Genomic DNA, 25,425 nt, shown 5'->3' with positions numbered 1-25,425 from the left:
AGGAGTTATAAGCATGCAAATGAATTCACTCATAGAAGTGTCTGACTTACATAAGAACAAAGAAGCTTTTACCGTTGATGAAATGGTTGCGTTAGCGGAACTGCGGTTGAACAGTCAAGATCGCGTTCCGTCGGTGGAGGGGGAGGCATTTGATCTCAAATCGTGGTACCGAAATTGGAGCAACAAGGGGAAGAAGAGTGCAGCTGAAGAGCCTACTCATGTGAGGGTGGAAGCGGTAGATGAGTTCCAAGCGTTGATACCGTGGGGGCAAGCGGATCAAGCTCTATTCCTGTATGCACAAGAGGGACAACCGCTGAAGAAAGGCTATCCGATTCGACTATACGTGCCAGACGGAAGCAGTGAATGTCTGAATGTAAAAAGTATTGTAAAAGTCTGGTTTCTGAATGATCCAGCTTTAGGTGAAGAAGCAACTTATGGGTTCAAGAACAAAGTAACCCTCGATGAGCTCAAATTCAAGAAATGAGGAAGAGGATACTTGCATAACATAGAGACATGCTAGGATTTAGTTGTCTATGAAGAGAGGTGAACGGGATGTCGGCCCCCTTGCAACGACTAGTTATTTTACATACGAATGATATTCATAGCCATTTCGAACAGATGCCCAAAATCAGCGCCTATTTTGATCGTGTCCGCCGGCTCTGGCCGCAAGATCAAGTATTGACACTTGATATTGGCGATCATATGGATCGGATGTTTCCAGAGACAGAAGGAACGAATGCGATCGCCAATTTAGAAATCATGAATGCCACAGGCTATGAAGCCATGGTTCTAGGTAATAATGAAGGATTAACCTTCACACCGGATTGGCTTAGAGCTGTTGTGCTGGAGCATGCACAATTTCCGATTATTGGCAGCAATATTACGGATATCAACACGAAGGAAACGCCAGATTGGATGCTGCCATCACTAACTGTTGAGAAATCAGGACTTCGTATTGGTCTGATTGGGGTCACAGCCGCTTATCAAGATTACTATGAGCTGCTCGGCTGGCATGTAACAGATCCCATGAAGGCTGTAAGCGCCCATGTGAGCCTATTACGTCCGAACGTGGATATTCTAATCGTCATGTCGCATTTAGGCCTTAGAACGGATCAACGGATGGCTGAGGAGCTGGATGGCATCGATCTCATCCTTGGCGGTCACACCCATCATTTACTCGAAGAGCCGCTTCTGCTCAGCGGCACTTATATTGGTGCGGCCGGCAAGTTCGGACAATATGCCGGCCATATTGAGCTTGCCTACGACCCGGCGCAGCGCCGGATCGTAGAGCTGCAAGGCCGCGTCGTCCCGATGACGGACGCGAGCGAGGAAGACAGCAGCGTCATCACGCTGCTGGAGCACTACCGCATCGCCAGCAGCGCCTCGCTGGCGGTGGAGGTGGCGCAGCTGCGGCAGCCGCTGCGCCTGGATTGGTACGGCGAATCCCCGCTCGGCAACTTGCTTGCCGCGGGTATTCGCCGCTGGACCAGCGCCGAGATCGGGCTGGTCAATAGCGGGCAGCTCCTTCAGGGACTGAAGGAGGGGGGCTTGACCCGAGGCCGGCTGCTGGAAATCTGCCCCGGCCCGATCAATCCCTGCCGCATGCTGCTCAGCGGCGCGGATATTCGTCAAGCGCTCGAAGAGTCGCTGCTTGACGAATTCATGGAGAAGCCGATACGCGGCTACGGCTTCCGCGGGGAGGTGCTAGGCGTCCTCTGTGTGGACGGGATAACCGTCCAAGTGAATGCCACGCGCCCTCCCTACGAGCGAATCGTCGCCGTGTATGTCGGCGAGGAATTGCTAGATCCAGAACGTTCCTACCTAGTGGGCACGATTGATATGTTTACGTTCGGCTCCGGCTATTTATCGCTGAGCCGAGGCAAGCAGATCGTTTACATGCTGCCGGAATTTATCCGTGATGTGCTAGCTGATCAACTCCAAGATGAGTCTGCGATTGCAGGCAGCCACCACCTTCGGTTCACAGATGTTGTCAGACCCAGTCCAAAACAGGTAGAATAAGAAATTGAAGCAAGATAGAGGTTGTTCAAAAAGTCCACTTTTGATCATGAAGTATTCCATGAAGGGTATTCGACATCGAATATTGAATTCAGCCGGAACTTCCGGTGCTCACGTAGCTTTCACTACTACGCTCCGCTCCTCATTTCCTAGCTTCTTTCAATCTTCTCGATGCTGAAAACCGGACTTTTTGAAAACGCAATAAAAGTTATCAGAATATAGGGGGCAATTATGCATACAATTTTTGAGGCGATCATTATTGGGATCGTTGAAGGCTTGACGGAGTTTTTACCCGTATCCTCGACAGGGCATATGATTTTGGCACAAAGCTTACTAAACACACAAAATGACGAAGTCATGAAAACGTTCGATTTCGTGATTCAATTAGGCGCTATTATGGCGGTTGTCATTATCTATTGGAAGCGAATCCTTTCCTTATTTGGACTTGTGAATCGGAAAAGCGAAAGTAAAACAGGGAAAAAGCTGAATTTAATTCACATTTTAATTGGTATTATACCTGCTGGTGTGATTGGTGTTTTATTTAATGATGTTGTGGATGAGAAGCTATTTAATACAACAACCGTCTTAATTGGACTCGTGCTCGGTGGTATTTTATTGATCATTGCCGAGAAGAAAAAGGAACAACCCAAAACGACCGTACTTGATGATTTGACGTATCGACAAGCTTTCGCTATCGGATTGTGGCAGCTCGTTTCGATTTGGCCTGGCTTTTCTCGATCTGGTTCCACGATTGCCGGTGGTATGCTTTCAGGTGTAAGCCGTGCGGCTTCAGCTGATTTCACCTTCATTATGGCGATTCCGATTATGTTCGGTGCTTCAGGTGTCTACTTTTTGAAAAATTATGAAGCATTGTCATCCGACGATTTGGCCTTTTTTATTGTAGGATTTCTAGTGGCTTTCGTTGTGGCTTTACTGGCCGTCGTATCCTTCATTAAGTTTGTACAAAAGATGAAGCTCACTTACTTTGCATATTATCGTTTTGCCATCGCGATTATTTTCGCGCTTTATATGTTTTTAAAGTAAAATATTTAAGTAACATTAGCGAATCGCGTCGAAAGACGCGGTTTTTTGTATTGAACTTTTCTTTGAAATCTATTACATTTAAATAGAACGTAATGCTCACCTATGCGGGGGTCCTGAAATGCTGTTTATGCCGATCAACATGTGTCAACCTGGGATGAGGCTGGCTAAGAATATATACAACGATGATGGTATGGTCCTTTTGGCCGTTAATGTTGAGCTTACACAGAGACTACTCGATCGCTTGTTTAGCTATGGAATTGATTATATTTACATAGAAGATGCAAGAACAAATGACATTATTCAACCAGATGTCATTCAGGATGAAACAAGAAGCAAAGCGGTCACCGAAATTCGCAATACTTTCAAGAAGGTAATGGAAGATTCGAATAAACGCGGAGCTGTGAATTATTACGACATTGGTCGTAATTTTCGTGATGTCATGAAGATGATTATTGATGATCTTAGTGCTCATGAGGGTGCTATGGTCATGCTCAATAATATGAATGTGAAAGATAATTACTTATTTCAGCACTCAGTTAACGTAAGCATTTATGCGATCATGCTTGGAATCAGTTATGGGTATAGTCGAGATAAACTCGAGACACTTGGTTTAGGTGCGTTATTGCATGATATTGGGAAAACGAAAGTGCCATTAGGCATTCTGCGCAAGCCTTCTCAGCTAACTCCGGACGAGTTCAAGGAAATGAAAAATCATACGACCTATGGCTTCAATCTATTGAAGGACGAGCCGAATATCCCACTTCTTTCTGCTCATTGTGCCTTGCAGCATCATGAACGGATTAATGGCAGCGGATATCCGCGGGGAATTCAAGGGAATGAGATAAATGAGTTCTCCAGATGGATTGGACTCGTCGATTCCTATGACGCTATGACGACTACACGGGTGTATCGCAGACCTTTATTGCCACATGAAGCGATGGAGCAGTTATTCGCGGGCTCTGGCACGATGTATGATCAAAGTCAGATTGCTTTGTTTCGAGACAAAATTGCCATCTACCCACTAGGGATTACAGTACGGTTGAATACAGGCGAATATGGTATCGTATCGAAGTTGAACATGGCTGTTCCGCAAAGACCAACTATTCGCGTGCTTCAAGATGAAGCAGGTACTGTACTTAAGGAACCCTATGAAATTGATCTTTCAAGCAAGCTATCGACTTTAATTTCCGAAATTGGGGAAATTAAAGTAAGCGAATCGGAATTAGATTCAAATATGCCTACACTTCTTTAGAATAGATATAGCACATATTGGAAAAAGAACCTGGGAAACCAGGTTCTTTTTGTAGATTAAGGAGGAAGCACGATGCGGGAGTCCATGGAAAAAGGTGTGTTTTGGAAATGGGGGCACGCCATGTTTCGGTTCCGATGGCTAGTGCTCACGATTGGCATTAGCTTAATGCTTATCTTTGCTATTTTCGCTCAAAAAGCGCCAGGTATGTTGAAAGACAACGGGTTTACTCCCAAAGGGAGCGAATCCGATCTGGGATTGATTCAAATGCGGGATGAGCTTGGTGTGCCTCGAACACAGCTTAATTTCGTTTATACGGGGCACAATGGGCTTGATATAACGGTGAAAGATCAGCAAGATGCGATTATGGCCTCACTTACGAAGGTGAAAGAACTGTCTTATGTGGAGGATGTGAAATTTGTAACTACGCCTCGTAATGAGGGACATGTAGATATACAGGCTGTTAGTGTATCGCTCACGTTGGATACAGATCCAGCATTAGAGGTATACCCGGAGCTTAAGTCGCTTGTACATCCGCCTGCAGGTATGGACGTGTATGTAACGGGAGGGCCCGCGATTCTGTATGACATGCAAGTTGCCAGCAAACATGATATTGCCAAGTCGGAAGCGATTGGTTTACCTATTGCACTTCTAGTGTTGCTAATTGTCTTCGGTACATTCGTTGCAGCACTTTTACCCATGATCGTGGGATTAATGAGTGTGACGCTCACACTGGGAGTTACCTATTTTATCGCGCAGCATCAATCTTTATCGAATTTTTTGCCGAATATGGTTACGATGCTAGGGCTTGCTGTCGGGATTGACTATGCGCTCTTTCTGGTAAGCCGCTTTCGTGAAGAGCTCAAAGTGCAAGGTAATGTAGCTGCTGCCGTAGCCATGACATGCCAAACAGCAGGACGATCAATTTTCTTCTCTGGAATCGCTGTACTCATTGGTTTGTTGGGTATGCTGTTTGTGGATTTGACCTTCTTCCGGTCTCTCTGTCTCGGAGGGGTTATCGTTGTATCTATTTCCGTAGTTGTGGCCAATACGGTGCTGTTAGCTCTTCTTGGTATATTGGGTCATCGCATTAACTCCTTGCAGGTCGTTCCTAAACGATTCCGTAAGCAAGAAACATCGAAGTTCTGGGAGAAAATCGCTTATGCGGTAATGAAACGTCCAGTCGTTTTAGTTGTGCTAGTAGGTGGTGTATTGATCTACAGTATGACGCCCATCTGGCATATGAAATTAGGTGTGCCTAATGCGGAGGTCCTTCCTCCAAGCTATGAATCACGATATGGAGCGGAGCTGCTCAAAACCGCCTATGACCCTCGCATGACAGGACCCATTCAAATTGTAATACAATCGAAAGATGAGATTTGGTCATCAGCCTCGATCGGCGAGATTCAAGCCTACGGAGAACGGGTCAGGGCAGTCGCTGGCGTAAAAGAAGTGCAGAGCTATCTAACCGTCTTAGGGCAGCATTCGGATGCAGAGCTTGCAGGGATGTTTACAAAGCCTGATGTTCAAAAGCAGTTAGAAGACGCGCAATTAGCCAAAGGCCATACCGCTTTGATGGTAGTTATTCCAGAGAAGGATACGGATGATCCTGCGACGGATGCGTTAGTTCACGAGCTCCGCAAGTTGAATAAAGAAGGATTAGAGACTGCCGTTACAGGTGGACCTGCCTACCGATTGGACATCATTGATCGCATTCAAAAGGAAATTCCTGAAGTTCTTATTTTCGTCATGGGAATTACCTATCTCGTTCTCTTGCTGGCTTTTCGCTCGGTCCTGCTCCCACTTAAAGCTGTGCTTATGAATATGCTTAGTTTAGGCGCTAGTTTAGGCATCGTTGTTTTAGTTTTCCAACATGGCATTATGGCGGATATACTGCACATTACGTCAATCGGATATGTGAGTGCAACACTGCCTGTCATCATCTTCTGCGTCGTTTTTGGTATCTCAATGGATTACGAAGTGTTCCTCATTTCACGTATTATGGAAGAGTATGAGGCAAGCGGAGACAATGATCAGAGTACAGCTGAAGGGTTGAAAAAAACAGGGAGCTTGATTACAAGTGCAGCTTTCATCCTTGTAGTCGTAGTTGGATCTTTTATTTTCACGGATATTGAAATTATGAAGGCTCTGGGACTAGGTCTCGGACTTGCGGTATTGATTGACGCCACAATCGTAAGGGTTATGCTTGTTCCTGCGCTTATGAAACTGCTCGGTGATGCAAATTGGTGGGCACCAAGGTGGCTCCGTGTGAAGCCCCAGGCAAAAGTGGAGAAGCGGTAGCGCCATCTGCACTTCCTGTCTCTGTTTCCTTTTTTGTGAATCATAAGTTACAATAAAGGGCATAGGTATAGGCATAATAGGTAGTAACATGTTCTTGAATAGGAAATGATAGGTCAGGTGTAAACAGCATGAATAGGAACGTAACACACTCCATCTTACCGGAGTTAACTCCCCAATATGATCCTTGGGACCCCATTCGGTCGTATCGGAAATACGGGAAACATGTATTAACCAGCATTGAGCTTACCATCACCAATCTGTGTAATATGCGTTGTGAGCATTGTGCAGTTGGAGATTCACTTACGATGTCAGAAGGACCCCGTATTCCGTTGCCAGTCATATTACAAAAGCTGGATGAAATTGAACATTTGGAAACGATCAGTTTAACAGGCGGCGAGCCGTCCTACCACATCAAGATCGTGAAGGACTACATGCTACCCATCCTGAAGTATGCGCGGGAGCGGGGGATTCGCACTCAAATTAACTCGAATTTAACGTTAGATTTGGAGCGTTATGAGCTGCTTGCGCCTTATCTCGATGTGATGCATATTTCGTTTAATTATTTGAATGCAGATGATTTCCATCAAGTAGGATTTGTGAACTCAGAGCGTCCAGTGGGGCAAGGGGCGGCATTAGGGATGTATGAGCGAATGGTAAATAATACGATCGCGCTTAGTAAAGGCGGTTTGTACATTTCCGCGGAGTCGATGATTAACACGCGGACCCATTTGAAATTGCCTGAGATCCATCAGCTCATTAATGAAATGGGATGCAAGCGTCACGAGGTACATCCGATGTATGCGAGTTCTTTCGCTTCACATCTTCCAATGGTTACACTGGACGAATTGCGCACGAGTATTCATCGCTTGTTAGATTATCGCAATCCAGAAATGTGGATGCTATTCGGAACGCTGCCTTTCTTCGCATGTAATGAACTGGAAGCGGATCGTACATTAGTTAAGCGTCTACGTGAGGAGCAAAATGTTACGGTTCGTAACGACCCTGATGGGCGGAACCGATTGAATGTCAGTACGTTTACTGGCGAGGTTTTCGTCACCGATTTTGCTAATGAGCCTCCGCTTGGAAATATACATGATGATGGGCTTGATGATATCTTTGCACGTTGGGAGAACAATGCGCTGAACCAGCGGGTGAATTGTTTCTGTAGTACCGCTTCTTGTTGCGGACCCAACCTGCTTGTAGCTGACTCGTACTATCGCACTGTGGATTTCAAAAGCCGTAAAGCTATTATCTAATCATCTTTCTGAAGGAGAAATACATTTTGCCACATACGTCGTTTGATTTCGGTTCCATCGCACTCAATCTTTTCCTGGTTATCCTACTCGTCCTGTTAAATGGATTTTTCGTAGCAGCTGAGTTTGCTCTTGTGAAGGTACGGCAGTCTCGCATTCAGCAGCTGGTTAATGAAGGCAGCGGAAAAGCCAAATATGCGAGTATCGTAACGTCACAACTGGATAGGTATTTATCAGCTACACAGCTTGGCATTACACTTGCCTCCTTGGGACTGGGTTGGATAGGAGAACCTGCGATTCATGATCTGATTATGGAGCCTCTATTTCATACTTTTGGCTTAGGGGAATCCGTGTATACAACGACTATGTCTTTTATAATTGCTTTCGGATTTATTACGTTTATGCACATTGTGCTGGGGGAATTGGCTCCTAAATCGTTTGCGATCCAAAAACCTGAACTGACTTCCTTGTGGCTCTCAGCTCCGCTATTGTTTTTCTACAGACTATTTCGCCCGATTATTTGGGTACTTAATGGCGCAGCGAACAAATTCCTTTCGATGATTGGCGTAGAGCCAGCCAGCGAGCATGAAGCAGCGCATACCGAGGAAGAAATTCGAATCCTGATGGATGAGAGTGTCAAAAGCGGTCATATCAATGAAGACGAGATGACGCTTTTCGATAACATTTTTGAATTTTCCGATCTCATCGCCCGTGAAGTGATGCTGCCTCGGACAGATATGGATTGTCTGTTTCTGGAAACAAGCTTTATCGATAATTTGCGGTTCGTTCACGAAACCAAGCACACACGCTACCCTGTAGCTGATGGGCATAAAGATAACATCGTAGGTTTTGTACATATTGCTGACTTACTGACAGCGGATCCTGATGTCGAGCAGGAGCTTAAGAACTTCATTCGTCCTATTTTGAATGTACCGGAGTCGATGGAAGTTAGCCGCGTACTCAAGCTTATGCAGAAAAAGCACTCCCAACTCGCGATCGTTGTTGATGAGTACGGGGGAACTGCGGGGCTCTTAGCTTTGGAAGATATCATCGAGGAAATCGTGGGAGAATTGCATGACGAATTTGATGTGAATGAACGGCCTGGCGTGGAAGTGAAAGACAAATACACCTCTGTCGATGGTCGTGTATTGCTGGAAGACCTGAACGACATGCTGGACCTTCAAATTGAAGACGATGATGTGGATTCGATTGGCGGCTGGCTGTTTAAGAAGGTGGAAGGCGCTCCTGTCAAAGGGAAGAAAGTACCTTATGCCAATCATGTTTTCGAAGTGACCGAGGTAGATCGATTACGTATTGTTCGTATACATATAACGAATATCGACACTGTTAAACCGGGAAATGAATAATCGGAGGAGTCTCTATGTCACCTAAGACAGCAATACTCATGGCGTTAGGAATATTGGTGTTATACGGTTTGTTCACCGTAGGGCTGCCATTTCTTCTAGCGCTGGTGACAGCTATTTTTTTAGACCCACTTACAACGCTCTTGATGCGTGTCTCGAAAATGAGCCGATTTGTCGCTGCAACGATCGTTAGTACAGCATTCACTTTACTGATGGTGGCATTAATCTATTTTATTGGGATGAATGTCGTTACCGAGTTAATTGACCTTGGTCGTAAAGCGCCTAATTACATGGAGGATGTCAATAAATACGTGGATCAAGCTGTGGTGCGAACCCAAGTATTCTATGATTCTTTATCCCCAGAGATGGCAGCGCAAGTACAGACGTGGGTAGAACGGAGTACAGAGACGTTAACGGGAGCATTGACGAGTATTTTGAGTGGTATTTCAGGATTTTTCCTCAATATGGCTGGGAAGATCCCTAATTTATTCATGCTATTGATCATCTATGTGATCACCCTGTATTTGTGCATGTACAACTTACCCAATTTGAAGGTTGCTTTTCTCTCGATGTTTGAAACGAAAACCAAGGATAAAATGGAAAATGTGTTGACTTATTTGCGAGAGGCTATTTTTGGCTTTATTCGCGCGCAGCTGATCATGGCGATATTTACGTATTTGTTAACTTTCATTGGACTGCTCGTACTGCGGGCAGAGTACCCACTCGCAATTTCACTGCTAGTTATGGTGATGGAATTCGTGCCCGTGATTGGGACCGGAATTATTTTCATCCCATGGATCATTTATCAGTTGCTGCTCGGATATACGGGTATGGGAATTGGATTGTTCGTGCTCTTCTTGGTACTCATCATCCTCCGCCGGATTGTTGAGCCCAAAGTGCTTAGTGATGCTGTTGGGATCAACTCGTTAGCGGCTTTAATTTCCTTGTACATTGGCTTTGAATGGCTAGGCTTTGCCGGCTTGTTCCTCGGACCTTTGGTCGTCATAATTTATCAAGCATTGCGCAAAGCAGGCGTGTTGAATTTGAATATTAAATTAGATTAAAGATGAGCTAAAAGAAATCCCTTTTCGAATTGCGCGGGTGCAATCGGTGAGGGTTTTTTTGTGTTTTGCGGGGCGAAAGGTTCGGGAAAGGAGCTGAAGTGATTTTCTCCTCGAAAAAGATGGAAAATCAGTGATTTTGGTCAAGTTATACCGCATATAACGAGTCATATAGGTTCTGAAAAGGAGGAGACGTATGTACACACAATTTAAAAGTTGGTACCCGTATATCGGACCGTGTGACCCCTGTCCACCGATTCGAGTGAAATGGTATAATACGCCGCCGCAATTATATATGAATTTTCAACCACCAGGATTGCCACAGTATAGCCCCTATGATGCTTTGAAAATAGGGACACTCTGGCCAGCACTTTATGGGCCCTATCCGAATCCGTTACAGGAGACAAGAGGTGATGAAGGAGGCCAATCTACATGAGCGAGCAAGTGCTGCCTGAAGCCTATTACAAGCAACTTCGTGATTTGCAAGCCGTGGATTTTGTATTGGTGGAGTTGACCCTATATTTGGATACGCACCCTGACGATCTGAGCGTGATTCAACAATATAATCAATTTGCTCACAAGCGGTTGCACATGGTTCAGCAGTTTGAATTTGAATTCGGTCCTTTGATGTCTTACGGTCATAGCTTCACGAAGGCGCCATGGCAGTGGAAGGAAACACCTTGGCCGTGGCAAGTTTAAGAAGGAGGATAGCCAATGTGGATTTATGAGAAAAAGCTGCAATACCCAGTCAAGGTAAGCAAATGTGATCCGCGGATGGCCAAACTGCTTCTTGAGCAGTATGGGGGAGCAGATGGGGAACTTGCTGCGGCACTTCGGTATTTGAACCAACGCTATTCGATTCCGGATAAGGTTGTCGGATTGCTGACGGACATAGGTACGGAAGAGTTTGCTCATCTCGAGATGATTGCGACTATGGTGTATAAACTCACGAAAGACGCCACGCTGGAGCAGATGAAGGCGGCTGGATTGGATGATCACTACGTAGCCCATGATCGAGGGCTCTTCTATCAGAGCGCAGGAGGCGTCCCCTGGACCGCAACCTACATACAAGCGAAAGGAGACCCTATCGCCGACCTTTACGAGGACATAGCAGCAGAAGAGAAGGCGAGAGCGACTTACCAATGGCTCATTGACGTAACGGATGATGTGGATTTACAAGACAGCTTGAAATTTCTCAGGGAAAGGGAGATTGTACATTCGCTTCGATTTAGGGAGGCTGTCGAAATACTGAAGGATGATCGTGTGGAGAAGAAGATATTTTAGGGAGGAAGCTGTGTAAGTCCGATTTATCGGAACTAAAATAAGGATTACTTGTAAAAATGACCATTAGTTCGCTTTTGCCGAATTAATTACTCATTTTCCCTATGTGAGAGTTGTTTTGGTTGATTTAGTTAGGCTATTTAGGACTAATTAAGATCAAAGGATGCAGATAATGAGATTAGTTCGGCAATTTCGGACTAATAGGTTGCTGAGGGAGTGATCCGTCCCGAATTAGTCGAGATAAAAAGTGGTCGCTCATCGTTGAATAACGAAGGAGCGACCACTTTTTCTTATTCCATTTATCTAATTAGACAACTACAATTAAGCTTCTTTCATCGCCGCGCCGTGCACCCAAACCTGCTCGAGCTCAAGCTCCGAGCTGATCAGCAACAAGTCGGCGTGCTTGCCTTCGGCAATCGAGCCGTGCGTCGCTTCGAGGCCGAGCAGCCTCGCCGGATTGCCGCTCGCATAGCGGCTTGCGTCTGCGACGCTGACACCGACCTCGCGCACCATAAACCGGAGCGCATCGATCATCGTCAGCGTACTGCCGGCGAGCGCGCCGCCCTCCGTCAGTCGGGCAACGCCTGCCTGCACGGTGACGGCTTGGCCGCCTAGGTCGTACTGCCCGTCGCCGAGCCCGGCGGCGGACATGGCGTCCGTGATCAGCAGCAAGCCATGCGGCTGCTTCACCATCGTCAGCAGCTTAATCGCTGCTGGGTGCACATGGATCCCATCGGCGATCACTTCGCCGCTGATGCGTGCGTCGGTGAGGACGGCACCGACGGTCCCTGGCTCGCGATGATGCAGCGGCTTCATCGCGTTGAAGGTATGCACCGCGTGCGAGAGCCCCGCAGCCACCGCCGACTCGATGTCGGCGTAAGAGGCGTCTGTGTGGCCGCATGCGGCAACGATGCCATGATCGCGCAGCCACGCGATCATCTCATGGCCCCCCTCGCGCTCGGGGGCCAACGTCAACTGCTTCATGAGCTGCGGGAACCGCTCATGCCAATCGATCAACCATGGCAGCTGAGGCGTAACCATGAGCTTCGGATCTTGAGCGCCTGCCCACTTCGGCGAAATGAAAGGGCCTTCCAAGTGCACACCAAGCAGCTGAGCATAAGGCATGCCCTGCTCCATATAGCTGTGAACTTCAACAAGTACACGATCAATCGCTTCACGCGTAGCTGTCATCGTCGTTGCCAGCATGGCAGTTGTGCCGTGGGCAGCATGGTAACGTGTAATCGTATCCAGTGTCTCCGTATTCGCATCCATGAAATCAGCGCCGTAACCGCCATGCACATGAACGTCAATGAAGCCAGGCAGCAACCATTTACCTACTGCTTCTATGCGAACCACACTTGGACTAGCTGTGTCCTGCCAACCAGATGATTCACCTACGTAAGCCAATTTGCCATCAACCACATGAACCAATCCATTTTCAATTATGCCATGTTCCGTGACTACCCTGGCACCTGAGATGAGAAGATCCCTCATTCGAACAGCCTCCCAGCCTCAGCGTCAAGCAGAACAACTAGGTGAGGATGAGTCTGCAGCAGTGTGGCGGGAACTTCGGTTGTAATAGGTCCTGTTAGAGCCCGATGTACGATTTCGGCTTTATCGGCGCCGCGTACGATTAATAGAATCGTTTTGGCTTTCAGAATAGTACCAACGCCCATCGTCAAGGCGTGCGTAGGCACATCTTGGATCGAATCGAAATACCGCGCATTCGCTTCACGTGTTTCTTCTTTTAATTCAACACGGTGCGTACCACTAATCAAGGAATCGTCAGGCTCATTAAAGCCGATATGACCGTTATGGCCGAGGCCTAGAATTTGCAGATCAATTTGCTTGGCATCATCCAAAAGTTGATTGAATCGCTCACACTCTGCTTCCAAATCAGCTGCATTACCATTCGGGATATGAGCGGAATCTGCAGGAAGATCAATATGCGCAAATAAATGCTGCTGCATATAAGCATGATAGCTTTCAGGATGGTCGACTGGTAAGCCAACGTACTCATCCAGATTAAAAGTCGTAACTTGTTTAAAACTAACGCGGCCTTTCTCGTAGGCTTTCACGAGCTCTTCGTAAATACCAACGGGTGTGCCGCCTGTGGCTAAGCCGAGAACAGCTTTTGGCTGCATTTGAACCAGGGAAGTTATAATACCTGCACCTGCTTCGTTAAGTTCTTGTTGATTCTGGAAAATATGAAGATTCATATTCATTATTCCTCGCTTTCATGGAAGTAAGTGGTAAGGGGGATAAGTAAGGTTCAGTTTACTATTTAGTAAGATTTAGTTTTATTTTGCATGAAAATTTCATTTTTTGATAAAATTATTCTCATTTCAATCATAACTGAAATTTTTGAGATCGGCAATAACCATTTTCAACGATTCTACATTGACTTACATGGGTATGTTTGCCATTCTTAACATAGATCATTACTACTATTTTAGACATATAAAGGAGTAAGAACATGACTACTCGGGGACAACTGCCAGATGCGATGCTTTTTGATTTGGATGGGACGTTATTTCAGACGGAAACTTTACTATTACCAGCGTACCATGCGACCTTCGACGAGCTTCGAGCCAAAGGAATATATGAGGGAGAGACACCGCCTGAAGAACGCATTCTCGGTGCGTTAGGCATGCTCCTTGAACAAATTTGGATGCGTGTTATGCCAGAGTCGCCTGTTGCCGTACATCAGGAGGCTGATAAGTTATTGATTAAGTACCAGGTCGAGGGACTTCAGGAGGGCCGCGGGGTATTGTACGAGGGTGTGGCAGAAACCTTGCAGACCTTGCATGCCAAAGGCGTCCGTTTATTTGTAGCCAGCAATGGGCTAGAAGATTACGTCAAACAAGTCATCACGGAGATGGGGCTAGCGCATCTTTTTGAAGGTTTATACAGTGCAGGAGAATACAAAACGCGATCCAAAGTAGATTTAGTCAAAATTTTGCTCGAAAAACACGGCATTCAGTCCGCTTGGATGGTTGGAGATCGCTCGTCAGATGTAGAAGCAGGACTTCGCAATAATCTTAAAGTTGCGGCTTGTGATTATGCAGGCTTTCGAGAAGCAGGTGAACTTGAGGGTGCGCATATCCGAATTGGACGATTTGCTGAGCTGCTGGACTACATTTCCTAATTCTCGCAGGTCTGTCGCAAAGCGGGAGCCTTGGGCATACACTGTAGCACATTGAGAGATAGAGGTGCTGATCAGAATGCCTTCTTTTGTAGGGATATTCAATATTATAAGGAATGAAGGAAACCTGATTAACGGAGATACGTGTATCATTGCCCCGACGAGTGCCTCCAAATCATACACAGGTGCTGGCGGAGGAATCACGGGGGACTTCTCGATTTCTACGACCGTATTCAGTGCGACAATTACCTTAGACCCTGATGTGATTGATGCAGGGGCGAATAAGACAGCAACGGGGACCTAAGTGATTCTAGTTGCCTATGAAGTTGACCGATTCAAGCTCACCATGCGTGGCGAGATGAATCGGTCTTTTCTTTTTGGAGAAGCCTATTGACACGGGCAAGCATGCTTATTTATTATTAACATATGAACAATCACTCATATATAAATGTTTTGACCTAAGTTCGTAAGTAGTGAGCAACTGGGGAGGGAATGCCATGCATCAGCATGATTCGAAAAAGGAACACGCATGTGGACATGACCACGGAGAAGATAAAGGTCATAAGCATCATGACCATGAGGGCCAAGCTCACCATGAAGCTAAGCATCACGGTCATCACCACGATCATCATCACGGGCATGGCCATCATCATGGGCACTCAGGAAATAAACAAGGGCTGCTGATCGCGCTAGGCATAACAGCAGGTATCATTGTGCTTGAATTTGTTGGCGGTCTCTGGACGAATAGTCTGGCACTGCTGTCTGATTCTGGTCATATGCTAAGCGATGCTGGTGCGCTAGCTTTGAGCCTCCTAGCGCTATGGTTTACAGCGAAGCCTAGCTCAGCTCGTTTGTCCTTTGGATTTCACCGTATTGAAATATTAGCAGCACTTTTTAATGCGGTGACGTTATTCGTCATTGCTGGACTCATTATATGGGAAGCGATTGAACGCTTCCTACATCCTGCTGTCGTTGCTAGCGGGTCCATGATGTTCATAGCGTGCATAGGACTAATCGCCAATTTATTAAGCGCTTGGTCGCTCATGCGTAAGGGCGATGTACATGGTAATCTGAATTTACGCAGCGCTTATCTGCATATCTTAGGTGATGCGTTAGGTTCTGTAGGCGCGATCATTGCCGGAGCCGTGATGCTGCTTTTCGGGTGGTATGCGGCAGATCCTATCATTAGCATCATTGTGTCTCTACTTATTTTAAGAGGTGCCTGGGGCGTCCTGAAATCAACTCTTCACATCTTAATGGAAGGAACACCAAGTGCGATTTCTATTGATTCTGTTAAAACAGTACTAGAAGGTATCGAAGGTGTCATTGACGTTCATGACTTGCATGTGTGGACGATTACTTCGGGCATAGAAGCCATGAGTTGTCATTTGCTGATTAAGGATGATGTGGATAGCCAAGATATTCTGCAGCAAGGAATTACCGTCATTGAGAAGCGGTTTGGCATTACGCACGCGACCATACAAATCGAGAAATCAACGATCAGCCATCAAGCTCTCCCGGTATAAAATAAGTGACGATGACAGGAGGAGTTCCTATGGATAAGGGATTACTAGAAGCGAGGAATGTAACCGATGATTGTAGCTGTGAGCATGCGGCTATAACGCAAGCGGAGCGAGAGAACGAGCTAACCGATGAGCAAGCGACTGGTATTGCTGAGATTTTCAAAGCCTTAGGAGATCCTACACGCGTTAAAATCATCTACATCCTATTGAATAAGGAGCTTTGTGTTCACGATCTGGGAATGCGAATTGGGATGGAGCAGTCTGCTGTATCCCATCAACTTAGATATTTGCGAGATCTCCATATTGTCAAAAGACGCAAAGAAGGCAAGACCGTATATTACTCACTGGATGACGAGCACATTGAGCAAATTTTTGTTCAAACGATGGGGCATTTAGGACACGAATAAGGCCAAGTAAACAAAAATAACAAGCGTTCACCCAGCAAGGTGATTCGCTTGTTATTTTTGTGATGTGTTACTCCGTCTTATCATCCGTGCCTTTTTTTTGCCGAAGCATCCAAAGCGCATATTCCAATGGCCGTGTTACGGCCTTATGGTAGGTTGCGTGCTGCCCGATCCTGCGAAATACTTCTCGTGATGGTTTCGGATTCACTTCGAGAAGCCATACACTGCCTTTGGGATCTACAGCGATGTCCATTCCCAATTCACACAGCTTGCCGAATTTGACCTCCAAATAGTCGGCCAGCTTATAAGCAAAATCGTTCATCTCGTCTTTGATGCCTGCAATTTTCTCTTGCGATGAGAAACGATATCCTAATAAGCGATCTTGCGATACAGCCGTGCCGCCACCGTGAAGATTGGAGGTAATACTGCGATGAGGTCCAATTCTTCCTGCGCACCCCGTCACTTCCCATGCGCCTTGACCATTTTTCTGAATAAGCAGCCGATAGTCATGAACACGACCATCATTCAGTGTCAGATGGATACCTTGCTGAACGACATAGTCGGGGCTTAAATTCAGTGTATGCAGTTTGATGGCCAGCTGTCTTTCATTCGCTCTGAAGGGAGCGATGATCGACCGGAATTGATTTCTGCCTTGTAACAAGTAGAGATCAGAGGAAATCTGTTCAATCCGAAGAATTCCTCTTCCTCCGGTGCCATTCTTCGGTTTTACATAGATGAGCTTATGTTTCTTCAGAAACTTCATCAACTCATGGATGGTGCTGTAGCGAACAGTTGATGGTAGATAAGGGCGAATGGCACTGCTTTGGGAGAGGGTTTGATGCATCGCCCATTTATTGGCCAGCGGTTTGCTCAAATAAATGAGCTTGGCATGGCGGTTGCGAAAAGCTTGAAGCATATGATAATTCGCGGCGGCTCTATAGCGGCAACGATCATAGATAATGGGAGGTAACGTTGTGTACTTCCGAAGCCATCTTCCTCGACTGGAATCAAATGTGAGAGTTCGCACTGCATTTCCCTGTACATCCGCCGGAGTAAACACCTCGACTTGAACGCCAAGCCGTTGGCCTTCCTTGCTAAGCCGCTTGAAGTAAGCCAGTTCCTCAAGTCGTGAGTTGTTTAAATAAATAGCGAGTACGCCTAGTCGTTCTTGAGCCAAGCATAATCACCTTCTTCTCCGATTATTGATCAAATGAAGACTGTATTGAATAATCCGTTCAAGTGATTTCTGGCGGATTCGAGGTTCATCGAATTTCATGGGTTTCGAATTCGCTTCAAAAAACCAAATGTGTCCAGACGTGTCGACACCGATATCCATGGACATTTCACCAAGCGGATTGCCGGATGATTTCTCTATTTGTGTAGCCAGAGTAATAACCGCAAGTCGAACCCGTTTTAGAATATTTTTAGCTTCTTTGGCTCCAAAAACATAAGCAAGCAGCTTGCGTGGTTCGTCAATCGAGCCTCCGCGCGGAACGTGTGTTGTTATGCTTGCTTTGCCTGCTACTCGGGCTCCAATCCCAGAGACACTCCATTCTCCTCTAGCTGTTTTCTGGACTAGTGCACGCAGATCATAAGCACGTTCTTTGAATCGGGTTAGCGCAATCCCTTGTTGGACGATATAATCTTGGCCACCGCTATGATGTTCCCATTCCTGCCAGATGTCCTCTGAGCCGTTATGATAACTATAGACCATTTTCTTGTCTTGAAGGCGACTTAGACGATATTGCCCATTGCTTCCCTTGGAGCTCATGCGATCTATACGCATAATGCCCATTCCTGCTTTACCTTTAACAGGCTTCAAGTAGAGCACGGGGTGCTTCTGTAATAACTGAGCGAGATCGGATACTTCGTTCATTTGCAGTGTATCCGGCATGAAGGGCTTACTTTCTTTGGCGTTATTTAACCAACTGAATAATGTCCATTTGTTAAAAAAGGAAGGATTGAACAAATGAATGCTGGTGCTGCGTTTACAAGCCTGAATGGTTTGCTGGACTTCTGGTCGCATTTCCATTTTCCGGTAAGGGATGCGGTTGTAAACAACTTGAGGAGAGGGAACGAGTTCCCTGCTCCATTTATTGTCACCAGGACGAAAGCGATAACCGTACATTTCAGAGTTCGAAATACTGAAGTCCTTGGTCGTCACGACATAAACGTCCAGACCAAAGCGCTCGCCAGTTTTAATCAGGTCCAGAAAGTTATCTAAATTACCGCGAAATACACGGGAACTGTCTTTCACTGTGAGGATTGCTAATCTAGGTTTAGGAGCTTTCTCGTGAAGGGTAAAACCCATTAGTTTTCCCTCCTTGAGCGGAAACGGCTCAAATAAAGACAATGTTCATACACACTTTGTATGGTGGCAGTGTCTCCGTCTTTCAGTGAGGGATGCTTGAAAATGGATCGACCAGGCTTCGCATTCGCTTCAAACATCCATACATTTTCATTTTGATCAATACCGATATCGAAGCCTAACTCACCGAGCAAATGATTATAATTATTTTCGATGCCTTGCGCGAGTTTAATCGCTGTTTCCTTGGCATTTTCAAGTATTTGTTCCCCGCGTGCCCCATAAACTAGACGAAGAACCTGCTCAGGTGTCATGAGCTGACCACCGTTTCGGATATGCGTTGTGACACTGCCTTTTCCTGATTTCTTAGCCCCAATCGCCGCGACAACCCATTGGTTACTGCCGTTTTTCGTCAAGTGGAAGCGGAAGTCAATCGGACAATTATCAATTTCGATGAGTCGAATCCCTTGTTGGGCGACATAGCTTGCTAAACGGCCGCGTCCTGTTCCCAGCATTTGCATCAAACCTTCGAATTTGGCATAACGAATCAGAACATTTTTATTCCCTTTCCGGAAGCGGACGAAATAACCACGCTTCGGATTATAGGTAACACGATATATGCCGATGCCAAGGCTGCCTGCTGTTGGTTTTAAGTAAATAAATTTATGTTTATCAAGCATTTCTTTGATTTGTTCGGCAGTGGGATTAATTCGGGATTCGGGCACGAAGCGAAAGGCATCGTCACCGTCTAACATTTTGTAAACATCCCACTTATCAAAGAAGCTCCAGTTAAAGATCGGCACACCTCTTTGCACGAAACGATTTTTAAATCCCTCCATACCTGCGGACTTCTCCGCTTTGCGGCTGGATAGACGGTTGTAGATAACATCCGGAAGCGGGAAGGTTTTACGCATCCAACCTCCGCCTTCTTTCGGGACCAGGCCAGACACCGTTTCTTGAATCCAGTTCACACTCTTGGGACTGAAAGCGAAGCTGAACGAACGATGCGAACCTGTATTGATGACTTGGCGAATGAAGCCTGTTTTGGAGCCGAAGGGCGATGTACCGCTCTCCACATTCGTTAAAACGCCGATAAGTGGACCGATGCGAAGCTCTTTATTATTGGTGTTAGCTACTAACACATTCCCTGTGCGAGGAATACGTAAGGAGGCCATTAGGGAAAGCGGGATGTACATATGCTGACCACTTTTTTTGATCAAACGGATCGGTAACGAAGTCCCTTTACCCCCAACCTTTACAGTAATGGATTTGATTCCGGTTAACCGTAAAGCTTTGGCGAGATCACTCGTCAAGTAGACCGATCTATCTGTTCGTTGTACGGCGTGGAGCATACACGATGTCAAACTCATTAGGTTACCCTCCTAAACTTGTTGCCCTACGGGGCTTTCCGTGTCAAACCAAGCAGATATGACGTTCTGCCCCCATGAGCACGTTCAAACAAAGCTTAGCTAACTTCAGCTCAGCTGTTTGTTTAACAAAAATCCAGCATAGTGGATCGGATTTGCAATTGATTTCGAACGTGCTCGCTCATTATGCAAACGGGCGAAAATCGTTCGACCCGGCTTTGAATTCACTTCTAGAATCCATACACGTCCGCTGGTATCAATGCCGAAATCAATGCCTAGCTCGGCTAATCGACCATGATAGGACTCAAGTACAGATGGGATATGTTTAGAGAGTATGGCGATGGTGTCAATCAGTTGATCGGACTTCATTTCCCCGAACTCTCGAGTTAGATACTCACTCACATCTTCGGCAGTGCCTCCGCCATGCAGATTGGAAGTGATGCTTCCAGGCTTTCCAACGCGAACGGCCATGCCCGTATGTTCCCAGTTTCCTCGACCATTTTTCTGGACTAGGGATCGTACATCATAGGACATTCCGTTCATCGAGTGGAGCTGTAAATATTGTTGCAGGAGGTAAGGACGTGAGCCAATCAGGCTTTTCAGCCACTGCCAGCAAACTGACCACTCCCGAAACTCTCCTAAGACGGGATGATTACGTCCATCTCGTCCTTGCAGCCGAAACAGGGAGCCCTCTTTGTGAATGTGAATCGCACCTCTGCCTTGACTCCCGCCTTGAGGCTTTAAGAATGCGTCTGAATGGCTCTGTAACCAACTTTCAAGTTGATGTCCGCTTCGGAGTCTGCTGGTCTCTGGCAAGTAGGGCAGTAAGGCAGAATCTTTCTGCAGAATCAGCCCCACTTCCCACTTTCCGCCAAGACCGTAGCCAAGGAATCGAATCGTAGGGATCTCACGCAGCTTGCGTACATGATATTGATAGGTGAGATAACTATGTTTATTGCTGAAGAAGCAACGATCATAAATGAGAGAAGGAAGGGGAAACAGCTTGGTAATCCATGCTAACTGTATCCGATCGTACATATAGCCTCTTACCATCTCTTGCATCCAATCGATGCGATTTGGCGAGAAAACAAACACATCGATCCCTTTGCTAGCACCATGTGCCGTCAGACTCTGATAAAAATTCGAGCTTGCAAAGGGGAGGGCGCGGTTCAGTTCGGTAACCATGATGCCTAACAAGGGTCGTTGTGTTCGCAATCGCATATTTCACCTCAATGCTTCGCTAGAAAACGAGCATATTTTACTAAAGTTCTTACAGAAGGTCTGATTTTATTTTTAGTATTGTCGGTGTTGAGTGCTGTATTATCATCCTTAGACGGCTTGGAGTTAACTTCGAGCAGCCACACTCTGCCTGATCGATCAACAGCAAGATCAATCCCTAATTCACCGAAATGACTGTGTATTTGGGTTTCTATCCCTTTGGCGATATCCAAAGAAGCCTTGCGTAAACGACGAATAATCGAAGCGCGAGCTGCAGTTGTGGAGAAAGAGGCTTTGGCGAGCGCAGCCGGTACAGTTGATAAGGATCCACCTCGTGCCAGGTTAGAAACAAAGTGCTGAGAGCCTGCAATTCGACCTACAATTGAAGTGATTTCCCATTCTCCCTTTTCTCCTCGTTGCACAAGTGCTCGGAAGTCAATTGGATTCCCCTCGGATGATATGAGATCAAGTCCTTGTTGTATTTGATAGCGCTGAGTCTTGAGCTTCCCGGAAATAGACTGGAACACGGCAAGCAGTGAAGGGAACGTTTGTCTGCGGACTCCTGCAAGGCTAGTTGAATGAGCCGTATACGCTTCGCCAAGGCTTTCTTTGCGAATGCGAATAATGCCATTCCCAAGACTTCCAGTAATTGGTTTGAGGAATAGGACACCATGGCGAGCGGCCATAGATTTCAGCATTTGAAAGTTTTTGAAAAGATAAGACTCAGGTAAGTAGCTATGCAACGTGCTATCTTTTCGCAAAGCTTCGAAAACCTCTGTTTTGTTCAAATATTTCTCGTTAAAGATTTCAGTGCCATATCGGGACTTAACGTCCTTCATGAACTGTTGTACATTGGACATATTCTCGTACTTGCGTGAGGTGAGACGATTGTAGATGACATTCGGAATCGGGAACGTTCTTTTACTCCAAGAACCATTGGCATAAGAATAAGCAGAAAGTGACTGTGGATTGGCGTGCATTTCTTTAGGTGGGAAGAAACACACGCTAGCCCCCATCTGATCACATGCATCGGTCAATTCTTTACAAAAAGTGGTGATAGGACCAAAAGGGCGGTTGGGGGAACTCGCGTTAACGCGGCTAATCATGACACCAATTAAGGGTCCAATCGACATTGTATTCGAAGTTGGCTTATAGTTGATGGTAAGCCGAGCCCCTTGATGAAGACCTATCTTAGCTGCAAGCGCAGGGTCGACACGGAGGCTATTCGGTACAGCAGCTGTGACCACTTTAACATCCTGCTGATATGAGCCGAATCGCATGTTAATCATTTGATTGGATGGAACTTTCCATTTTCTTGCAATGGATTCACTTAGAACAACGGTCCGATCATCCAAAAAGATGCTGGTGCTTTGAATGGTTACGCCAACTTTCGATCTGGTCAATAGTGAACACTCCTTCCAGCATGAGAAAATCCCTATCGAGGCCATTCAAGGATGATCGACCGCTATTCTCCCCTACAAAGTGACGAGAATCTTCGAAGCAAAGTCCGTCTGTACCAAGTGAGAACTCGGTCGGCATTTAAACTTTCCACTTACTGCCGGTCAGTCATCTTCGGCTTTCTTCGATATGCGTTTCTACATTACTTTGTGGGGGCCCCGGGAAAGGAGAGACTTTGGTATCCGACCAAAGATCCCTATATCTGGTAGATTTTATCTCCAACAAGAAAGCTGTTTCGTTAACCGAAAGCGAATACTTTCTTATCTGGTCATGGCGGTATTACTGTTTATGCAAAGTAAACTACTCCATCATATGAGGACATATTTCCCTTTGTGCCTAGGCTTCTGAAGGAAAGCGCCCATTCTTCAAACATAACTTCAGGGAGTATTCAGCTAATTTTTAGGGTTTACTCAGGATTTTAGGTCTTTAACCACGTATAATGAGCTTAGATTCTTATTCATAGAGATGGGATGGGTTAGGTATGAAAGCATCCTCGAAATGGACCAAATGGCAGATCGGATTGGTTAGCGCGATGATTGTTGTCTATTTGTTTCAGGAAGTCAAAGAGAGCCCAGAATTTCTTGCGGCTGTTCGAGAAGCATCGAATTCTGAGCTGAATACGACACCGGTGATTGCACAGAAAAAGCTAGATATGCCATCGACAGAAACGTTCAGTCGCAAGCCAAATAATAGGATGGAGCGCAGTGGGAGTAGTCGAGACCAGCTTAATCGGACAGATGATTCTTACGCGCAATCACTCCCACAATCGCAAACGCAAAAGAATGCGCAGACCCACACAAGAAGTCACGCATCCTAGCGTCGAGTCTGGTCAGGAGAGGATGGCTACATGTTTCGCGATTTTACATTTCGTGCGATGAATTCACACATTCAAGTCTTACTGGAATCGGAAAAGTCAACCGCTGAGCTTGAAATCCCTGTGTTGGATGGATTTGCTTCTGCAGAGCAACGGTTTAGCCGGTTTCTTCCGACAAGTGAATGCTCAAATCTCAATGCGAGAAGTGGGCAGCTAAGTTTTGTTTCTGACAGCATGCTCGAAGTCCTTGAACTAGCAAGGCATTATCAGGAACAAACGAATGGTGCTTTTGATATTTGTGTAGGACATGCAATGGAGCAGGCTGGATATAGACAATCATTTGAAAGTATACAGGAACGAATGATGGAGCTTGAGCAACAGGCTTTTCCTCCACACTCTGGTATGGCGTTGCAAGTGGATCCTTGGATGAAATCGGTTCGCTTATTGGCCGGCCACAAAGTGGATTTCGGTGGGATTGTGAAAAGCTGGACAGCACAGCATGTTGCGAATCGTCTGCAGGCAGATTGGCGAGTTCGTAGAGGCTTCATTAATGCCGGCGGCGATGTGAAGGTGTGGGGAGGTGCGACTGAGAAGGAGCCTTGGTGCATTGGGATTGCCAATCCCTTCGAAGCGGATCCGTCCATGGAAGTTACGCTTCAACTACGAACAGGTGCTGTCGCTACTTCCAGCATATTGCGTAGACGTTGGCTAACGAACGCAGGGGAGATGCATCACCTTATGGATACACGCACGATGCGGCCAAGCCTGTCATCTGTTGTGCAGTGCACGGTTGTCGGCCAAGATTTGATAGCCTGTGAAGTCTGGGCAAAAGTGTTGTGCATGCTCGGGGTTGAGGAAGGCGTCCCCCTCTTCCAACATAGATCACATGGCATGGAAGCACTGTTATATACCTCCGTTGGTGATGTGTTACAGGTGAAACCGCTTCTCGGCAGCATGGAGCTGACCTGGACCGGGTTGAAAGGAGAAAGAACCCTATGATTCATTTTTTAATTGAACTACCTACTTGGCTGCTCATTCGAACCTTTGGTATTCTTTCCTACCTAACATTGTTCGTTGGCATGGCGATCGGCATCACTTACAGCTTTCCTCAGATCAAAGGGCACAAGAAAGGCTTATTGCTCCGCTGGCACACCTATGCGAATTTAACAGGAACCTGCTTCGCCTTCCTGCATACGGTTCTTCTCATTATAGATACTTTTATGCCTTTCGACTGGGCGGAACTGTTAATCCCTTTTTCAGCTAAAAATAATCCAGTACTGAACGGCTTGGGAACTATCGCTATGTATGGTTTACTACTTGTACTGTTCACAACGGATATTCGACATAAGTTGAAAAGAAAGGTATGGCTTGCTCTTCATATGTTGTCTTATCCGATATTTGTATTGTCCCTGTTGCATGGCATCTTCCTAGGGACAGATAGTAACCAAGGGTGGGCAGCCATGATGTACATCGCAACAGCAATTATCCTTGTTAGTTTAACGCTGCTTAGATTTCAATTGTCGTCACGTAAACGTCAAGTTAAGGTGGGTCAAACGAAACAAGTATGATTCAGAGTTCCAATCCATGCGATTGGGACTCTTTTGCTTATTCCTTTGTTGCGA

Annotated in this window: 25 protein-coding genes; 18 read left to right on the top strand and 7 right to left on the bottom strand. The window is 46.1% G+C overall.

Annotated elements, in window-relative coordinates; all coding sequences use genetic code 11:
* Nucleotides 1–13: 13 nt before the first annotated feature.
* The 11 genes from ACSQ8P_RS26935 to ACSQ8P_RS26885 all read left to right on the top strand — a co-directional run bounded on the left by ACSQ8P_RS26935 (nt 14) and on the right by ACSQ8P_RS26885 (nt 11,572).
* Nucleotides 14–484, top strand: coding sequence for a molybdopterin-dependent oxidoreductase (locus ACSQ8P_RS26935; RefSeq protein WP_436238004.1), 471 nt, complete (start codon nt 14–16; stop codon nt 482–484).
* A 68-nt stretch (nt 485–552) separates the two neighbouring features.
* Nucleotides 553–2,019, top strand: a complete 1,467-nt coding sequence (locus ACSQ8P_RS26930) for a bifunctional metallophosphatase/5'-nucleotidase (RefSeq protein WP_436238003.1) — start codon at nt 553–555, stop codon at nt 2,017–2,019.
* 228 nt (nt 2,020–2,247) lie between these two features.
* Complete coding sequence (locus ACSQ8P_RS26925; protein ID WP_436238002.1) at nt 2,248–3,060, top strand: undecaprenyl-diphosphate phosphatase; 813 nt, start codon at nt 2,248–2,250, stop codon at nt 3,058–3,060.
* A 139-nt stretch (nt 3,061–3,199) separates the two neighbouring features.
* Complete coding sequence (locus ACSQ8P_RS26920; protein WP_436238001.1) at nt 3,200–4,312, top strand: HD-GYP domain-containing protein; 1,113 nt, start codon at nt 3,200–3,202, stop codon at nt 4,310–4,312.
* A 72-nt stretch (nt 4,313–4,384) separates the two neighbouring features.
* On the top strand, nt 4,385–6,610 hold the full coding sequence (locus ACSQ8P_RS26915) for an MMPL family transporter (RefSeq protein ID WP_436238000.1): 2,226 nt from the start codon (nt 4,385–4,387) through the stop codon (nt 6,608–6,610).
* A 128-nt stretch (nt 6,611–6,738) separates the two neighbouring features.
* A complete protein-coding gene (gene yfkAB, locus ACSQ8P_RS26910) occupies nt 6,739–7,866 on the top strand; it encodes a radical SAM/CxCxxxxC motif protein YfkAB (RefSeq protein WP_436237999.1) in 1,128 nt (375 codons plus the stop codon).
* Nucleotides 7,867–7,892: 26 nt separating this feature from the next.
* Nucleotides 7,893–9,230: a hemolysin family protein gene (locus ACSQ8P_RS26905; protein WP_436237998.1), complete on the top strand. Its 1,338-nt coding sequence runs from the start codon at nt 7,893–7,895 to the stop codon at nt 9,228–9,230.
* 14 nt (nt 9,231–9,244) lie between these two features.
* Complete coding sequence (ytvI, locus tag ACSQ8P_RS26900; RefSeq protein ID WP_436237997.1) at nt 9,245–10,291, top strand: sporulation integral membrane protein YtvI; 1,047 nt, start codon at nt 9,245–9,247, stop codon at nt 10,289–10,291.
* 193 nt (nt 10,292–10,484) lie between these two features.
* Nucleotides 10,485–10,724: a spore coat associated protein CotJA gene (locus ACSQ8P_RS26895; protein ID WP_436237996.1), complete on the top strand. Its 240-nt coding sequence runs from the start codon at nt 10,485–10,487 to the stop codon at nt 10,722–10,724.
* A complete protein-coding gene (locus tag ACSQ8P_RS26890; protein ID WP_436237995.1) occupies nt 10,721–10,987 on the top strand; it encodes a spore coat protein CotJB in 267 nt (88 codons plus the stop codon). The genes ACSQ8P_RS26895 and ACSQ8P_RS26890 overlap by 4 nt, the downstream gene beginning before the upstream one ends.
* Nucleotides 10,988–11,002: 15 nt before the next feature.
* The gene (locus ACSQ8P_RS26885) at nt 11,003–11,572 is read left to right on the top strand and encodes a manganese catalase family protein (protein ID WP_436237994.1); all 570 of its coding nucleotides are present in this window, start codon (nt 11,003–11,005) and stop codon (nt 11,570–11,572) included.
* A 318-nt stretch (nt 11,573–11,890) separates the two neighbouring features.
* Here ACSQ8P_RS26885 and nagA read toward each other — a convergent pair whose 3' ends face one another.
* Complete coding sequence (nagA, locus tag ACSQ8P_RS26880; protein WP_436237993.1) at nt 11,891–13,063, bottom strand: N-acetylglucosamine-6-phosphate deacetylase; 1,173 nt, start codon at nt 13,061–13,063, stop codon at nt 11,891–11,893.
* Nucleotides 13,060–13,788, bottom strand: a complete 729-nt coding sequence (gene nagB, locus ACSQ8P_RS26875; protein WP_436239612.1) for a glucosamine-6-phosphate deaminase — start codon at nt 13,786–13,788, stop codon at nt 13,060–13,062. Before nagB ends, nagA begins: the two co-directional genes overlap by 4 nt.
* A gap of 257 nt (nt 13,789–14,045) precedes the next feature.
* On the opposite strand from nagB, the gene ACSQ8P_RS26870 reads away from it, so the two are divergent.
* From ACSQ8P_RS26870 to ACSQ8P_RS26855, 4 genes are all read left to right on the top strand, one after another.
* Nucleotides 14,046–14,717 carry an HAD family hydrolase gene (locus ACSQ8P_RS26870; RefSeq protein ID WP_436237992.1) on the top strand — a complete coding sequence of 224 codons (672 nt, stop codon included), beginning with the start codon at nt 14,046–14,048 and terminating at the stop codon, nt 14,715–14,717.
* A 76-nt stretch (nt 14,718–14,793) separates the two neighbouring features.
* Nucleotides 14,794–15,018, top strand: coding sequence for a spore germination protein (locus ACSQ8P_RS26865; RefSeq protein ID WP_056624122.1), 225 nt, complete (start codon nt 14,794–14,796; stop codon nt 15,016–15,018).
* Nucleotides 15,019–15,211: 193 nt separating this feature from the next.
* Complete coding sequence (locus tag ACSQ8P_RS26860; protein ID WP_436237991.1) at nt 15,212–16,240, top strand: cation diffusion facilitator family transporter; 1,029 nt, start codon at nt 15,212–15,214, stop codon at nt 16,238–16,240.
* 29 nt (nt 16,241–16,269) lie between these two features.
* Complete coding sequence (locus ACSQ8P_RS26855; RefSeq protein WP_436237990.1) at nt 16,270–16,644, top strand: ArsR/SmtB family transcription factor; 375 nt, start codon at nt 16,270–16,272, stop codon at nt 16,642–16,644.
* A 67-nt stretch (nt 16,645–16,711) separates the two neighbouring features.
* On the opposite strand, the gene ACSQ8P_RS26850 is transcribed toward ACSQ8P_RS26855, so the two are convergent.
* The 5 genes from ACSQ8P_RS26850 to ACSQ8P_RS26830 all read right to left on the bottom strand — a co-directional run bounded on the left by ACSQ8P_RS26850 (nt 16,712) and on the right by ACSQ8P_RS26830 (nt 22,934).
* Complete coding sequence (locus ACSQ8P_RS26850) at nt 16,712–17,818, bottom strand: YheC/YheD family protein (protein WP_436237989.1); 1,107 nt, start codon at nt 17,816–17,818, stop codon at nt 16,712–16,714.
* 6 nt (nt 17,819–17,824) lie between these two features.
* Nucleotides 17,825–18,952: a YheC/YheD family protein gene (locus tag ACSQ8P_RS26845; RefSeq protein ID WP_436237988.1), complete on the bottom strand. Its 1,128-nt coding sequence runs from the start codon at nt 18,950–18,952 to the stop codon at nt 17,825–17,827.
* Nucleotides 18,952–20,316: a YheC/YheD family protein gene (locus tag ACSQ8P_RS26840; protein ID WP_436237987.1), complete on the bottom strand. Its 1,365-nt coding sequence runs from the start codon at nt 20,314–20,316 to the stop codon at nt 18,952–18,954. The genes ACSQ8P_RS26845 and ACSQ8P_RS26840 overlap by 1 nt, the downstream gene beginning before the upstream one ends.
* A gap of 105 nt (nt 20,317–20,421) precedes the next feature.
* A complete protein-coding gene (locus tag ACSQ8P_RS26835) occupies nt 20,422–21,528 on the bottom strand; it encodes a YheC/YheD family protein (protein WP_436237986.1) in 1,107 nt (368 codons plus the stop codon).
* 14 nt (nt 21,529–21,542) lie between these two features.
* Nucleotides 21,543–22,934 (bottom strand): YheC/YheD family protein, encoded by a 1,392-nt coding sequence (locus tag ACSQ8P_RS26830; protein WP_436237985.1) that lies wholly within the window; start codon nt 22,932–22,934, stop codon nt 21,543–21,545.
* Nucleotides 22,935–23,470: 536 nt separating this feature from the next.
* Here ACSQ8P_RS26830 and ACSQ8P_RS26825 point away from each other — a divergent pair.
* Genes ACSQ8P_RS26825 through ACSQ8P_RS26815 form a run of 3 tightly spaced genes read left to right on the top strand, consistent with a single transcriptional unit; the run spans nt 23,471 to nt 25,371 of the window.
* The gene (locus ACSQ8P_RS26825) at nt 23,471–23,806 is read left to right on the top strand and encodes a hypothetical protein (protein WP_436237984.1); all 336 of its coding nucleotides are present in this window, start codon (nt 23,471–23,473) and stop codon (nt 23,804–23,806) included.
* Between the two features lie 30 nt (nt 23,807–23,836).
* On the top strand, nt 23,837–24,802 hold the full coding sequence (locus tag ACSQ8P_RS26820; RefSeq protein ID WP_436237983.1) for an FAD:protein FMN transferase: 966 nt from the start codon (nt 23,837–23,839) through the stop codon (nt 24,800–24,802).
* Nucleotides 24,799–25,371, top strand: a complete 573-nt coding sequence (locus ACSQ8P_RS26815; protein WP_436237982.1) for a ferric reductase-like transmembrane domain-containing protein — start codon at nt 24,799–24,801, stop codon at nt 25,369–25,371. The genes ACSQ8P_RS26820 and ACSQ8P_RS26815 overlap by 4 nt, the downstream gene beginning before the upstream one ends.
* The last annotated feature ends 54 nt before the right edge of the window (nt 25,372–25,425 follow it).

The sequence above is a fragment of the Paenibacillus sp. LjRoot153 genome (genome assembly GCF_964253085.1).
In the GTDB taxonomy this organism is placed as follows: Bacteria; Bacillota; Bacilli; order Paenibacillales; family NBRC-103111; genus Paenibacillus_E.
Note: the sequence above shows the minus strand (reverse complement) of the source record. Positions and strands in the feature narration are given on the sequence as shown.

Bases quoted from the DNA above. Each gene is read 5' to 3' on its own strand.
- ACSQ8P_RS26870 (WP_436237992.1), top strand. From the start codon at position 14,046: ATGACTACTCGGGGACAACTGCCAGATGCGATGCTTTTTGATTTGGAT.
- ACSQ8P_RS26915 (WP_436238000.1), top strand. From the start codon at position 4,385: ATGCGGGAGTCCATGGAAAAAGGTGTGTTTTGGAAATGGGGGCACGCC.
- ACSQ8P_RS26855 (WP_436237990.1), top strand. From the start codon at position 16,270: ATGGATAAGGGATTACTAGAAGCGAGGAATGTAACCGATGATTGTAGC.
- ACSQ8P_RS26890 (WP_436237995.1), top strand. From the start codon at position 10,721: ATGAGCGAGCAAGTGCTGCCTGAAGCCTATTACAAGCAACTTCGTGAT.
- ACSQ8P_RS26925 (WP_436238002.1), top strand. From the start codon at position 2,248: ATGCATACAATTTTTGAGGCGATCATTATTGGGATCGTTGAAGGCTTG.
- nagB (WP_436239612.1), bottom strand. From the start codon at position 13,788: ATGAATCTTCATATTTTCCAGAATCAACAAGAACTTAACGAAGCAGGT.
- ACSQ8P_RS26920 (WP_436238001.1), top strand. From the start codon at position 3,200: ATGTGTCAACCTGGGATGAGGCTGGCTAAGAATATATACAACGATGAT.
- ACSQ8P_RS26845 (WP_436237988.1), bottom strand. From the start codon at position 18,952: ATGGGTTTTACCCTTCACGAGAAAGCTCCTAAACCTAGATTAGCAATC.
- ACSQ8P_RS26935 (WP_436238004.1), top strand. From the start codon at position 14: ATGCAAATGAATTCACTCATAGAAGTGTCTGACTTACATAAGAACAAA.
- ACSQ8P_RS26865 (WP_056624122.1), top strand. From the start codon at position 14,794: ATGCCTTCTTTTGTAGGGATATTCAATATTATAAGGAATGAAGGAAAC.
- ACSQ8P_RS26860 (WP_436237991.1), top strand. From the start codon at position 15,212: ATGCATCAGCATGATTCGAAAAAGGAACACGCATGTGGACATGACCAC.
- ACSQ8P_RS26885 (WP_436237994.1), top strand. From the start codon at position 11,003: ATGTGGATTTATGAGAAAAAGCTGCAATACCCAGTCAAGGTAAGCAAA.
- ACSQ8P_RS26825 (WP_436237984.1), top strand. From the start codon at position 23,471: ATGAAAGCATCCTCGAAATGGACCAAATGGCAGATCGGATTGGTTAGC.
- ACSQ8P_RS26815 (WP_436237982.1), top strand. From the start codon at position 24,799: ATGATTCATTTTTTAATTGAACTACCTACTTGGCTGCTCATTCGAACC.
- ACSQ8P_RS26840 (WP_436237987.1), bottom strand. From the start codon at position 20,316: ATGAGTTTGACATCGTGTATGCTCCACGCCGTACAACGAACAGATAGA.
- ACSQ8P_RS26930 (WP_436238003.1), top strand. From the start codon at position 553: ATGTCGGCCCCCTTGCAACGACTAGTTATTTTACATACGAATGATATT.
- ACSQ8P_RS26895 (WP_436237996.1), top strand. From the start codon at position 10,485: ATGTACACACAATTTAAAAGTTGGTACCCGTATATCGGACCGTGTGAC.
- yfkAB (WP_436237999.1), top strand. From the start codon at position 6,739: ATGAATAGGAACGTAACACACTCCATCTTACCGGAGTTAACTCCCCAA.
- ytvI (WP_436237997.1), top strand. From the start codon at position 9,245: ATGTCACCTAAGACAGCAATACTCATGGCGTTAGGAATATTGGTGTTA.
- ACSQ8P_RS26820 (WP_436237983.1), top strand. From the start codon at position 23,837: ATGTTTCGCGATTTTACATTTCGTGCGATGAATTCACACATTCAAGTC.
- nagA (WP_436237993.1), bottom strand. From the start codon at position 13,063: ATGAGGGATCTTCTCATCTCAGGTGCCAGGGTAGTCACGGAACATGGC.